Source organism: Pseudomonas jessenii (genome assembly GCF_002236115.1).
Taxonomy (GTDB): Bacteria; Pseudomonadota; Gammaproteobacteria; order Pseudomonadales; family Pseudomonadaceae; genus Aquipseudomonas; species Aquipseudomonas jessenii.
The window spans coordinates 671,262-683,897 of record NZ_NIWT01000001.1; the positions used below are offsets into that span (position 1 = coordinate 671,262).

At 55.9% G+C, this 12,636-nt stretch carries 11 protein-coding genes; all 11 read right to left on the reverse strand.

Annotated elements, in window-relative coordinates:
- Window positions 1-262: 262 nt before the first annotated feature.
- Window positions 263-1,759: an aldehyde dehydrogenase gene (locus PSJE_RS03070; protein ID WP_090455161.1), complete on the reverse strand. Its 1,497-nt coding sequence runs from the start codon at window positions 1,757-1,759 to the stop codon at window positions 263-265.
- Window positions 1,756-2,661, reverse strand: coding sequence for a dihydrodipicolinate synthase family protein (locus tag PSJE_RS03075; protein WP_090455159.1), 906 nt, complete (start codon window positions 2,659-2,661; stop codon window positions 1,756-1,758). Before PSJE_RS03075 ends, PSJE_RS03070 begins: the two co-directional genes overlap by 4 nt.
- A 95-nt stretch (window positions 2,662-2,756) precedes the next feature.
- Window positions 2,757-4,088: an MFS transporter gene (locus PSJE_RS03080; protein ID WP_057714860.1), complete on the reverse strand. Its 1,332-nt coding sequence runs from the start codon at window positions 4,086-4,088 to the stop codon at window positions 2,757-2,759.
- 172 nt (window positions 4,089-4,260) lie between these two features.
- The gene (locus tag PSJE_RS03085) at window positions 4,261-5,580 is read right to left on the reverse strand and encodes an NAD(P)/FAD-dependent oxidoreductase (RefSeq protein WP_090455157.1); all 1,320 of its coding nucleotides are present in this window, start codon (window positions 5,578-5,580) and stop codon (window positions 4,261-4,263) included.
- A 99-nt stretch (window positions 5,581-5,679) separates the two neighbouring features.
- Complete coding sequence (locus tag PSJE_RS03090; protein ID WP_090455155.1) at window positions 5,680-6,402, reverse strand: GntR family transcriptional regulator; 723 nt, start codon at window positions 6,400-6,402, stop codon at window positions 5,680-5,682.
- 276 nt (window positions 6,403-6,678) lie between these two features.
- Entirely contained in the window at window positions 6,679-7,662 is a 984-nt protein-coding gene (locus PSJE_RS03095) for a GlxA family transcriptional regulator (RefSeq protein ID WP_090455153.1), read from the reverse strand.
- 112 nt (window positions 7,663-7,774) lie between these two features.
- Complete coding sequence (locus PSJE_RS03100; protein WP_090455151.1) at window positions 7,775-8,773, reverse strand: 4-hydroxyproline epimerase; 999 nt, start codon at window positions 8,771-8,773, stop codon at window positions 7,775-7,777.
- Between the two features lie 12 nt (window positions 8,774-8,785).
- Window positions 8,786-9,637 carry an ABC transporter permease gene (locus tag PSJE_RS03105; protein ID WP_057714865.1) on the reverse strand — a complete coding sequence of 284 codons (852 nt, stop codon included), beginning with the start codon at window positions 9,635-9,637 and terminating at the stop codon, window positions 8,786-8,788.
- On the reverse strand, window positions 9,634-10,482 hold the full coding sequence (locus tag PSJE_RS03110) for an ABC transporter permease (protein ID WP_090455149.1): 849 nt from the start codon (window positions 10,480-10,482) through the stop codon (window positions 9,634-9,636). Before PSJE_RS03110 ends, PSJE_RS03105 begins: the two co-directional genes overlap by 4 nt.
- Entirely contained in the window at window positions 10,479-11,597 is a 1,119-nt protein-coding gene (locus tag PSJE_RS03115; RefSeq protein WP_057714867.1) for a quaternary amine ABC transporter ATP-binding protein, read from the reverse strand. Before PSJE_RS03115 ends, PSJE_RS03110 begins: the two co-directional genes overlap by 4 nt.
- A 78-nt stretch (window positions 11,598-11,675) precedes the next feature.
- Entirely contained in the window at window positions 11,676-12,524 is an 849-nt protein-coding gene (locus tag PSJE_RS03120; RefSeq protein WP_090455148.1) for a glycine betaine ABC transporter substrate-binding protein, read from the reverse strand.
- Window positions 12,525-12,636 lie beyond the last annotated feature (112 nt).

Sequence of the window (12,636 nt, forward strand, 5' to 3'; positions counted from 1 at the left end):
TGCCCTGATTGCCGAGACCGAATGAATGCGTTACAAGGATTAAACCCAATGTGACGAGAATCAGCAAAAACGATTCTGAAAAACGGATGCGATCGCGAAATATTGCAACATCCAATAAGGCAATGAATGCTGGAAAGCTGGAAAGCTGGAAAATCCAAGTGTCGCCATTATCAGTTTTTTTGCCATTGCTTGATGCAGCACTCATCCCGACATTCGTGGTATTCGGGATGAGTGTGCATACTGCTGTCATCCGTTCGGTAGATTACCGCTCAGAGACGTCGATCCAGATGGTCTTGATTTCGGTGTACTGATCGTGGGCCCAGATTGACTTGTCGCGCCCGCCAAACCCGGACTCCTTGTATCCACCAAACGGCGTGGAAGCATCACCCTCACCGAAGCAGTTGACCGTCACAATCCCCGCGCGAATTTCGCGCGAGAGCTTGATGGCGTTGCGCAGGTTGTCGGTGTACACCGATGCCGCCAGGCCATACACCGAGTCATTGGCCAGAGCGATGGCTTCGTCAACGGTGTTGAACGTGGTGACCGCCAATACAGGGCCAAAGATCTCTTCCTGGAACAGTCGGCTGTCGACACCTACGCCATCGACAACGGTAGGCTCGACAAAGATGTCACTCTCGGTGTTGCCGCCATAAACGACGTCGAGTTTTTCAACGGCCGCTTGCTCGAGGTAGGAACGAACCTTCTCGAAATGCGCTTTGCTGACCATGGCGCCAAGGCGATTGTCCGGATCCAGTGGATTGCCCATTTTCCATTCGCGCATCTGCACGCCGATAAGCTTCAACAACTCGTCCTTGATGTCCGCATGCACGATCAAGCGCGAGGAAGCCGAGCAGTTTTCGCCCATGTTCCAGAATGCGCCATTGACGACGTGGCTGGCGACCAGATCCAGGTCTTCAACGTCATTCATCACCACTGCAGGATTCTTGCCGCCACACTCCAGCACAATGCGCTTGAGGTTCGAATCCGCCGCGTAGTTAAGGAACCGGCGCCCGGTGGCTGTCGAGCCGGTGAAGCTGACCATGGACACGTCCATGTGGCGGCCAAGCGGCTCGCCCACTTCACCGCCCCCGCCGGACAGCACGTTGAAAACACCGGCGGGCACGCCTGCTTCATGAGCCAGTTCGGCGACACGCAGAGCCGTCAAGGTGGTTTCCTTGGCCGGCTTGACGATGATGGAGCAGCCCGCGGCCAGCGATGGGCCGATTTTCCACGCCAGCATCAGCAGCGGGAAGTTCCAGGGCAGCACCAGACCGACGACCCCGATGGCTTCACGCACCACCAGGCTCAACGCGCCGGAACCGACCGGTGCGGTGCTGTCGTAGATCTTGTCGATCAACTCCGCATGCCAGCGGATCATGTGAATGGTTTCCGGAACGTCCGTGAGTTGGCACTCGCGAACGGGTTTTCCACTATCCAGACTTTCCAGGACAGAAAGCTCGTGGGAGTTCTGCTCCAGCAGATCGGCAAAGCGCAGCAACATCTTCTTGCGCTCGCCAGGGCTCAGTTTATGCCAGCGACCATCTTCGAAGGCTTCCTTGGCCTTGGCCACCGCGAAGTCAACGTCTTGAGCGTTGCAGGCCGTGATCTCGGCCAGCACGTCATTGGTCGCCGGGTTGGTTGTCGTAAAGGTGTTGCCCGACACCGATGTGTAGGACTCACCGTTGACGAACGACTGAGTCGGGAACTTCAGGTCCCGAGCGATGGCGGCATATTCTGCCGCGCTGAGAAGGCCAGTCATTTTGCGCTCCCGGTCACCTGGGCGACGTCACGTTTCAGAGTGGTGATGATGTCCTGCAAGGCCTGTTTCTCGTGTTCGTACAGAGGTTGCAGAGGCGAACGTACACCGCCAGTGCGAAGGCCGTTCAACTCGCAGCCAACCTTGATCGACTGCACGAATTTTCCGCTTTCCAGGAAGTCCATCAGCGGCATGAAGGCGCTCATGATCTTGCGGCCTTTATCGAAGTCTTTTTCCACGACACAGGCTTCGTAGAGCGCAACGTGCTCACGGGGAATGAAGTTCGATCCGGCGCAAACCCAGCTGCGTGCGCCCCAGGCGAAGAACTCCAGCGCCTGATCATCCCAGCCGCAGGACAGGCTGATGTTCGGGTATTGCCGTGCCAGGCGATGGACTTGCGCCATGTCGCCGGAGCTTTCCTTGATGGCCACGATGTTTTTGCTTTCGGCAACGGCCGCGAAATACTCCGGGCCCATGCTGACGCCCATGCGTGCCGGGTAGTTGTAGAGCATGATCGGCAAGCCGGCGGCACGATCCACGGTCAGCGCATGGATGGCGTTTTCTTTCTCGGTAGGCAATGCATAAGGCGGAGAGCCCACCAGAATCGCATCGGCCTTGATCTCGCGAGCGGCCTTGGCATATTCGACGGAGTCTTCAGTGCGGATTGCACCGGTACCAATCACCAGTGGCAGTCGTGCACCGATCACATCTTTAGCCTGGGTCGCCAGTTCGATACGCTCTTGAGAGGTGTGGGCGTAGTACTCGCCGGTCGAACCGCCAATGATAATGCCGTGCACTTTCGACTCGATCAGATACTCCAGCACGTCGGCGAAAGCGGCCTTGTCGATTTCACCGCTCGCGGTCAAAGGAGTAATTGCCGGGGTATAAATGCCTTCGAATTTCATGATTGCCTCTCCATTACTAAGGGAATGTTATTCAACCTGGCGTCCACCGCCATTTATCAGGGACAACTCATCGCTTACGGCTCAGTTGCAGCTGCTCAACTGCTCAGCGCCGCTGCGTCGCGCAAGTTCAACGAACGTGTTTCAGGTGCCATGGCCCAAGCTGCCATCAGCCCGATAAAGGTGACCACGGCGGCCACATACATCGTGTTGCCGATACCCAGGGTCTGTAGCGAAACAGGTACCAGGTAAGTGCCAACCGCTGCTCCCACTCGGGAAAGGGAAGTTCCGATGCCTACCGCAAATGCGCGAATCTCTGTAGGGAACAACTCGTTCGGATAAACAAGCTGCAGAACTTGTGCTCCACCGATAAATACCGCGTAGGCACCGAACAGGAAGAGCACCAGTACTTCATTGCTGTGTGAAAAAGTCGCCAAGCCCAACAGCGCCAGGCCCGACCATAGAAAGCTGTGAATAAGCATGCAGCGCCGGCCAATCGTGTTGATCAGCCTTGTCGCGAGCACACAACCGACCACAAACAGCATCGTGATGATCATGGAACCGTATGAGGCCCACTCCCCTTTCAAATTCAACGCCAGGAGAACCTTGGGGGCGAACGCATAGACTGCAAAAACAGGAATGATCGAGCATGACCAAAAGACGGAAACAAAGAACAACCGTTTCCCATATCCGGAATGAAGCAAATCCAGGAATGACGTTTTCTTCTGGTCTGGCTCCTCAGGGAGATCGCGAAGCGAATAGTGCTGACCGTACACATGCTTGATCACGCGCTCTGCATCAGCCTCGCGCCCCTTGCTCAAGAGCCAGCGCGCGGACTCCGGGGTGCCGACACGCAGCAATAGCAGCAACAGCCCGATGACGGAGGCACTCGCCAGCGCATAACGCCAGGCGTCATCTCCGCCCACATTGAGGATTGAAGTACCGACAACGTAGGCAAATGCCGCACCGGCAAACCACAGGATGGTCAGCGCCGCGAGCCTGGGGCCGCGTTGTTTCTTCGGCAGGAACTCGACCAACAACGACGTGGCCACTGGATATTCAATGCCCACCGCCAGACCGATGATAAATCTGAGGGCGAACAATACCGGTGCTGACTCAACCCAGAACTGTGCCAACGAGCAAACAATGAACAGCGTAGGCCCAACGAAATAAACCTTTTTGCGACCCAGCCTGTCGGTCAACCAGCCACCGATGAAACCGCCAAAAAACACCCCCATGAGTGCCGATGCGGCAATCATTCCTTGCCAGAACTCCGACAAGTTCAGGGCGGATGTTATTTGCATCATCGCTATACCGATAATGCTCAGTACATAACCGTCTACAAATGACCCGCCCCCGGAGCGGGCGGTCAGTAAACGATGGAAATTATTGAGAGGAACATCCTCAATAGAGGTATTAGGACTTGTCATTATTGTCTCCTATTCCGCTTCGGTCATTCAAAGGGCTGAAGCGCAAACCCAAAATCCGGGCGAATCAAAGCCGCCTCGATAAGAAACCATCAGCCTTAATGGACTAACCAATAAGCTAAAAACTTCTAACCAATTACTTAACGTTTAACTTGCCTGTCAGAGTGTTGCGAAATCAGCTTTCTTTCCCTGCCCGGCACTGTCCCCATAGCAAGTTCATATTCACGCCTGCTGAAAGTAAGGGTTCCGGTGGGTTTCTGTTAGGTCCTGGGGACGACAACAGAAAATCGATCAGTGGGTCCTTCTTGCCTGCCAGCCAGTCTGCCAGCAAGGTGCCTGTCACCGTGCCACGGGTCACGCCCAGTCCATTGCAGCACAGTGCACCATAGACGTTGTTGGCCAGTTGCCCGAAGTGCGCCATGTGGTTGCGCGACAACGCTAGCGACCCGCCCCAGGTGTATTCGAAATTGACATCGGGGAGCATGGGGAATCTGCGATCAAACGAATCCTTGTGTCGCTGGATAAACCGCTCCAGGTATTTCTGATGGCTGCGTCCGTCGGCATTGAAGCTGAAGCTGTTGCGCACCAACAGGCGGTTATCCGTTGTCCGGCGCAATGTAGTGCCGAAAGGATCGGCAGGAATAACACCCCAATAAGGCCGACCTCCCAAGCGTGCCTGCTCATCTTCCGTGAGCTGCCGGGTCAGGCTTGCGTACGTAAAGATCGGCAGCATGCGCCCTTTCAAAAAACCGAAGCTCATGGCGAACGCGTTATTGGTCAGCAGTAACTTGTCCGCAACAATACGACCGTTCTTATGGGTGAGGATGGTTTTGTCTCCGTACTCCACGTCGGTAATCGGCGTATTTTCATAAAGCGTCACGTTGGCCGGCAGGCTGTCGGCCAAGCCCTTTACCAAGGCGGCCGGCTGGATGAGTGCTGTGCCCGGGGTGAACAGTGCCTTGCGATAGAAAGGCGTGCCGATGTGATCCGGCAAGTCCTTCTCTTCGATCATTTCGTATTCTTGACCGAGTTTGTCCAGCCCACGGCGATAAGCATCCAGAACAGAGATACCCCGGTCTTCAATAGCCGCCTGATACTTCCCGCACATGCGCAACTGACAGTCGATCCGGTGTTTTTCCACGAGGCTCTTCAGAATGTGTTGCCCTGTCAGGTTCAACGCCATACTGATTTTTGCCGTCTCGATATCGCCGATATAGTCATCGGCACCGATATCGTGTGGCAGGTCGATGGCGAAGCCGGCATTTCTGCCGGAGGCCCCGTAACCGACCTCCTGGGCCTCGATCAGGACAATCTCGTCATCCGGAAAATTCAGCGCCAGTTGCCGAGCTGCCGCAAGCCCGGTAAACCCGGCACCCAGCACGACCCAACGGGCCGAGCGGATGCCCGAGTGGGGCGCACGGGCCACTCTCGGCTGGCTAAGGTGGAACCAGCCGCATGTAGAGTCATCTGCAGGTGTGTATCTGATTTTTGCCATTTTTCGCGACCTGGGCTCTTTTGTATTTGTAGTTACTAAAAGCGTCCCTTCTGCACGTTCTCGTCACACGGTTCATGCAAGTGGCATCGGTACTGCTTTTTAGTAGGTAAGTGCCACATCCAACCCTTCCGGCGCGGCGTACTCGGACATACGACGTCGCGACAATTCCAGATGCGCGCGCACGATATCTCCCGCCAGAACCTGATCATGGTTTTCAATGGCACTGATCATTTCGTCATGTTGTTGCGCCGCCACTTCCAGGTCTTCTTGCATGTCCACTGTCGTGGGATGGCGATAGAAGATCTTCCCCAGCCGCGCATGGTCGATCAGCAAGCGTTGCAGGCTTGGCATCAAGTAAGCGTTGTGAGCCATCTTGCCGATCTGCAGATGGAACTCGTCGTTGTAGAGCACTCGCTTCTCTACATCTTTCTCTTCGATGGCCGTGCGGAAGAACGCCTGGATGCGCTTGAGCTCTGCAATCTCGGATGGGGTTGCATGGGCGGCCGCCAATTGGGTGGTGGCGATGTAAATCAACGGGGCTGCCAGGAAAAAGCTTCTGAGCGACTGGTAGCTCATCGACGACACGCGGGCGGCACGGTTCGCTTCAAGATCGATGTATCCCTCGGCCGCCATCTGCCGCATGAGCTCGCGTACAGGTGGTCGGGAAAGACCGAACTCGTCGCACAAGGCCAGTTCGTCAACGACTGCGCCAGGTGCCAGCTCCATGCTCAGGATCCGGCGACGCAACGCCTCTCCCAGCACAGCTTTACGGTCAACGGGCAGATCCGCGGTGGCTTGCAGATCGAGTTCTTTGGTAGCCATTTATTAGAAACCTTTGTACGGGTGAGTGAACGCTGTCTACTACCTGTATTCTCACTATAAAACAACGTTATTCTTTGTGTCTACAATTAAAATACACATTCAAAACAGCCCTCATCCCGAATCGACGGGTGGTTTTTGGGAGGCGGATATAGGGTGGCGTCAGGGCGCCGGATTTTGGCAAAAACAGGCATTGGCACGCCCAGGCATACCCTGAGCGCACTCGACTCATAAATGGCGGATGGAGAGCGCCGTGAGCATCAAATCAATGGGGCTTCTTTACTTGACCAGACGAACTTCCTTCGACGGGCGATAGCCAAAATAAGAGCTGTAGCACTTGCTGAAATGGCTGGGTGAAACAAAGCCACAGGCAACCAGCACGTCGACTTGCGAGAGCTCGGTATGCTGCAGGAGCCGACGCGCTTCGGTGATGCGCAACTCCAGGTAATAGCGTTGCGGTGTAGTGCCCAACTGCTCCCTGAACAGGCGTTCGAGTTGCCGGCGTGAGCGGCCGGCGTAGGTTGCCAGTTGCTCCAGTTCCAGGGGCTCTTCGAGGTTGGCATCCATCAGCTTGACCACCTCCCGTAGCGGCGCACTCAAACAGATGTTTTCTGTCGGCTTGATGCGCCGGTAACGAGACTCTTCAAAAGCAAGAATGTCCTCGATGCCTTCGACCAGCGCTTTGTCGTGCAGCCCCTTGATCCAGTCCAGTGCCATATGGAACGCCCCGGAGGGACTGGAGGCTGTAAGCCGGTCTCGATCAATCACATAGGGCTCACTGCTGACCTGTGTCGCCTTGCAGAACTCGGCCAGTGCGGGGCGGTGCTCGGGGTGAATGGCGCACCGGTAGCCGGCGAGCAATCCGGCGCGCCCCAGGAACCATGCGCCATTCCACAATCCGGCGAGCGTGATGCCCAGGCCCGCAGCTGTCTTGAGTAACTGTATGAACTCATCGGTAGCCCTGAGCTCTGTCCGGTAACCGCCACAAATGACCAGCATGTCCAGGTCTTGAAGTACCGAACAATTGATACGGGCATCTGGCCGGATGACCAGGCCCAGGTCACTGATGACCTCCCCGTCGTTCAAGCCGAACGTCTGGGACGAGAACAGCTTGGGACGCAGTAGATTCGCGGTGACAATCGTATCCAGCGCCTGGGTGAACGCAGGTAAAGAGAAATGTTCGAGCAACAGGAATCCGGCTCGAACCATTTGCGTCGGCTGGTTGGGGTTGTCATTCACATAGCGAAGATTCTTCCCCTTCATGCCTCCGCTAAACTGGCGTCTTTCGATCAATCTTCAATCCACTCTATTACGTTCGAGAATGCGTCATTTGTAGTGCTGAGAAGCCCATCATCCTGACGCCACTCCTGCCGCGTCAAGCAAGCTGAAAGCCATGACGAAGGGGATCTTTGTCATCCACAAAAATGGTGTTGTGTCCGGTGATTTGCGCCCAGCCACCGATACTCGGCGTGATTGCGTCAAAGGTTCCCACTTTCACCGACGCTTCGACTTTTCCTTCGAAGATCGTACCGATCAGGCTTTCGTTGCGGTACGTGTCCCCGACCTTCAACCGTCCTTTGCCAAACAGTTGCGCCATTCGTGCCGAAGTACCTGTGCCACCGGGCGAGCGATCAATCGCCTTGTCACCGTAGAATACTGCACCGCGCCCGTCTGCTGCCGTCGAGTGTTCCTCGTCACACCAGATGACATGGTGAACGCCACTGATCCTGCTGTTCTCTGGATGCACGGGGTCACTGACTTCAGCCAAGGCGGCGCGCAGCTTCTGACTCAGGCTGACGATGTCTGCCGTGGTCAATCCGTTCAAACCCGGCCAGTTTTCCTGCGGCTCGACCACCGCATAAAAATTGCCGCCGTAGGCAATGTCTACGACAAGCTCGCCAACACCAGGCACATCCACCACCACATCGGCGCTGTGCAGATAACTGGCGACGTTGAACAGGCGGATGGAGTCAACATATTCACCGTTCATGGTGTAGTCGACATCCACGCGACCTGCCGGTGTCTCGATGGCCAGCCGACCAGGTTCGCGAGGCGTGACCAGGCCTTCTTCGATGACGACGGTAGATAATCCGATGGTGCCCGCCCCGCACATGGGCAGGCACCCGCTAACCTCGATAAACAAGGCGCCGAAGTCGCAATCCTCACGGGAGGATGGATAGATGATCACGCCGGACATGATGTCGTGCCCTCGCGGCTCAAACATCAACGCCGTGCGCACCCAGTCATGATCGCGAACGAATATTTCGCGTCGCTCCGCCATCGAGACGGATGGCAGCAATGGCCCGCCACCCGTGACGACGCGAACCGGGTTCCCGCACGCATGGGAATCAACACAAAAAAAGCTACGTCTCATTCTGAAAATCTCTTACACGAGTTTGCGCGGGGAGTGACGCTGCAACGCGCCGCGAGACAGCCGATCCAGAAGGAGTGCGACAGCGACGATCGCCAGGCCGGCACGCAGGCCCAACCCCATCTCCATCCTTGTAAGGCCTCGGGTGACTTCAGCACCCAGTCCACCCGCCCCCACCAGGCCTGCCAACACCACCATTGCCAGCGACAGGAGGATGCATTGGTTCAGCCCCACCAACAGCGTCGGCGCGGCAGTCGGCAATTCGATCTTGAACAGTATCGCCCTTGGCGAAGCACCGATGGCCTGGCCCAGTTCAAGGAACTCCTTGGGCAGTTGCTTGAAGGCAAGGGTCGTCAATCTGAGCATCGGTGGAATGCCGTAGACGATGGTCGCAATGATCGCGGGCACCCGTCCCAGGCTAAACAGCATCACGGCCGGGATCAGGTAAACCCAAGGCGGTACGGTTTGCATGATGTTGAGGATCGGCAAGAACGCCTCGTCGACCCGCTTCACCCGTGCTGCCAGAACGCCGAGCGGAAAGGCGATGGATACCGAAATCAGCACCGCAACCGAGACCAGGGCAATGGTCTGCATGGACGCGACCCACAGCCCGGAGAACAGGCAGAATGCCAACATCAACCCGGCAAACAGGGCCACTTTCTTGTTGGCAAAAAACAATGCCAACACCACTACCCCACCGATCAGGGCATAGGGATGCGGCGCAAGCAATGCACCCTCAACGCCGCCCAGCACCGCCTCGATCACCTGACTGATGACTTTGAACAGACCATGCAAATTGGCGTTGAGCCAATCGACGGCGGGTGCGAGAAATGCGCCTGGTGAAAAATGGATTTCTGCTGAACTCATTTCGATTCTCCCATCCGGGAACGTGCGGCGCTCTGCGCCAATCGATCCAGAATCATGGTCAGGATCACGATGGCAATGGCGGCATTGATCGACTTGGCGATGTCCAGCGTGCGAACAGCGCCATAGATCGATTCACCCAGGCCGCCGGAACCGACGATGCCGGCGATGACCACCATGCCGAAGGCCATCATCAGACTTTGATTGACCCCGGCCATGATGCTTGGCATGGCAAACGGCAGGCGGATCTTGAAGAACATCTGCCATCCGGTGACGCCGCTGGCGTCCCCCAGCTCGATGAACTCTTTTGGCGTCATGCGAATTCCCAGGGAGGTCAGGCGCATGGCAGGTGGCACAGCAACAATGAAGGTCGCCAACAGTGCCGTGGCCGTGCCATAGCCCAGCAACGCAATGGCCGGCAGCAAGTAGATGTAGGGCGGCATGGTCTGGATCAGATCCAGGAACGGGTCCACGACCCGATCAAATGAAGGCGCGAGCCCCGCCAGCACGCCCAGTGGAATCGCCACCACCAAGGCAAGCACGGTAGATGTCAGCACCAGGGCAAGCGTGCTGACTGTTTCTGACCATAAACCAATGACATCACAAAACAACAAGGCCAGCCCGGTAAGGATCGCGAAACGCAAACCGACAGCCCGCCAGCCGATCAGGGCAATGGCTATCGCAATGAAGTAGTAAGGTGGGTAGGCGATGCACCACTGCACGCCTTCGTAAACGCCCTTCAAAAACGCATTGGTCGTGTCGAACACGGACTCTCCATTGTCCATTAGCCATTCAAGGCTCGAGTCGACGACCGAATCGAATTGGTTGGAAAAGTCAGGCGTGCTCATGTTGAGGCCTCCAGTGCAGTGGCGGCCTTCGATACCGCGAACTCGTTTGGAATACCTTGGACGCCACGCAGCAAATCACGCGGCGTAATGATCCCCACTACCACTCCGTTATCAACCACAGCGAGTGCGTCGCGCTCGGACTTCATCGTCAAGCCGATAAGCTCGTTGATATCCGCATCGACTGAGGTTTTGATGAGCCTGGCGATGTCGCAGCCGGGGTTTGCTACCTTGAATGACTCCACGGGCGTCATGACGGAATTTGCCCTGACCAGATGCAACCTGGAGATACCGGCGACAAATTCCGCGACGTAATCGTCCGCGGGGTTGAGGACGATCTCCTCGGCAGTTCCCACCTGAATGATCGCGCCGTCCTTCATGATCGCGATCCGGTCGCCGATACGAATCGCTTCGTCCAGATCGTGAGTGATGAATACAGCAGACTTGCCCAGTTCCTTGGTCAGTTGGCGGAACTCATCCTGCAACTGCCGGCGAATCAACGGGTCGAGTGCACTGAAAGGCTCATCCATCAGGATCACTTCCGGGTCTGCGGTGATTGCCCTGGCAAGCCCTACCCGTTGTTGCATGCCCCCGGACAATTCGCTGGGGTAGCGCGACATCCAGTCGCTCAACCCGACTTTGGCCAAGGCCTGCTCGGCAACCTTGTAGCGCTCGGCCTTGCCCACGCCTTGTACTTCCAGTCCAAACGCCGTGTTCTCCAGAACCGTACGGTTAGGCAGCAACGCAACGCTCTGAAAAACCATCCCGATATGACGTGCTCTCACCTCACGCAGTTGTGCGGCATTCAACGACGAGAGTTCTTTGCCCTTGACTACGATCTTGCCGGCGCTGGGTGTGATGAGTTTGTTCAACAGCCTTATCAGCGTAGATTTGCCACTGCCTGACAATCCCATGATGCAGAAGATCTCTCCCCGGCGAACCTGGAGACTGACATCCGAGACCCCGACCACGCAGCCGTAGTTTTGCAGGATCTGAGTCTTGGTGAGCCCCTGCTGAACGACGGCATTCATCGCAGCAGGTGCGGCTTTCCCGAAGATTTTCCAGACTGACTGGCAATCTATCAGCACTTCGTTGGTATCAATGTTGGGCGTTGTCATTTTTCGTACCCGTCGAACCAGTTTTTCTGGTTTTTCTAATGAATCAAAGGGCGGCAGTGGCGTTTAAAAAGATGCTCGTTATTTCTTTATGTTTTCCCAGCGCTTCAACAGGTCAGCGTGCCCATCAGTCCAGCCTTGAATGGCTTGCTCCATGGTCTTGCCGTCCTTTACTTCACCGTTTATTGCCGTGATATCTGAAATCGGCACGTATACGCTGGCCATTACTTCACGTGCACGTGGGTTTTCCGTTGAGAAATCCTTGTGGCCAATCCAGTAGTAACCTTGTGGCGGTGGGAACACACCCTTTGGATCCTTGAGGAACTTCAGGTCGAACTTCTGCGCCATCCATGAAGGCTCCCACACAGTGACGGCAACCCACTCTTTACGATCGACTGCCGATTTCAATGCGGCTGTCATGGCAGCGGTACTGCCTTCGAGCAGTTGCAACTTGATGCCGTAGTCCTTGACCGCCTTGCTCGCGTCATTCATCAAGCCCGAACCTGGTTCGATACCGATGATCTTGTTGCCGAATTTCTCGGCGTTGTCATTGAGTTGTTCGATTGAGTCGATGTCGACGTATTTAGGTACGGCGATCGCCTGGTAAAGGCCATAGGAAACCGGGGATAGTTTTTCCAGGCGGTTCTTGTTTTTGTTCCAGTAGTCATTCGCCGCGTAGTCGGTTTGTGAGGCAAGTACCTGGATATCACCTTTGGTCAGAGCGGCATAAGCAATACCCCACTCGGAAAACTCGATGACTTTTACGCTATAACCGGAATCCTCAAGCACCTTTTTGGTAATACCGGTAATGGGTGTCAAGTCTTCCCAGGTCAACGTGCCCATGGTGATTGTTTTTTCTTCCGCGTGAACAGGCAGCATTACCATGCCCATCATCGCGACCGCGCAGACTGCCTTCCAAATCTTCTTCATGGCGTTCCTCGATCTACGTTAATACTTTTTATATTAGTCTCTAAACAATAGAGGCCCGTGGCGCACAGCTATAAGCTCACCATCTGTTTCAGTTGTTGTTGCCTATCAATCC